Origin of the sequence: Liquorilactobacillus sicerae (assembly GCF_029916425.1) — a bacterium.
Lineage (GTDB): Bacteria > Bacillota > Bacilli > Lactobacillales > Lactobacillaceae > Liquorilactobacillus > Liquorilactobacillus sicerae.
This window is the reverse complement of record NZ_JAHAVQ010000263.1, coordinates 1-436: the sequence shown is the minus strand read 5'-3', so window position 1 is coordinate 436 and position 436 is coordinate 1. Positions and strand designations below refer to the sequence as shown.

Below are 436 nucleotides of genomic sequence, written 5' to 3'. Positions count from 1 at the left end.
GTTATACTCGTTCGATCGAACCGTTCTTCAAGCCTGCACGTAAAGTACGAGCAGTCAGATAAACGGTTTTGGCAGCGTCGCCATTGATTTTAACGGTCACTTTTTGCAAATTTGGCTTCCACGAACGACGATTGGCATTCAAAGCGTGTGAACGTTGATTACCAAAACGAGTACGCGCGCCAGTAATAGCATCTTTTGCCATAGCGTCCTCCTTACATGTAACTGTTAAATTCTATCCGATTTATCTAATAAATGCAAATAAAGATTATTTTTCTTTCAGACTAAATTTTAATCTTCATTTAATTTCCTTTTAAATTTCCTTTAATATTCGATTCTGATAATGAGTCTTGTTCTAAGGGGTTAAGCAGAATCCTGGAGAACAATCTTCATAAAAATTAACTATCCCTTCCAAATGGATAAAAACTCTCTCTATAAA

Annotated in this window: 1 protein-coding gene; it reads right to left on the bottom strand. The window is 36.0% G+C overall.

The annotated features are described in order from the left end of the window. Position 1: 1 nt before the first annotated feature. Complete coding sequence (rpmB, locus tag KH893_RS12355; protein WP_002817821.1) at positions 2-202, bottom strand: 50S ribosomal protein L28; 201 nt, start codon at positions 200-202, stop codon at positions 2-4. Positions 203-436: the final 234 nt, after the last annotated feature.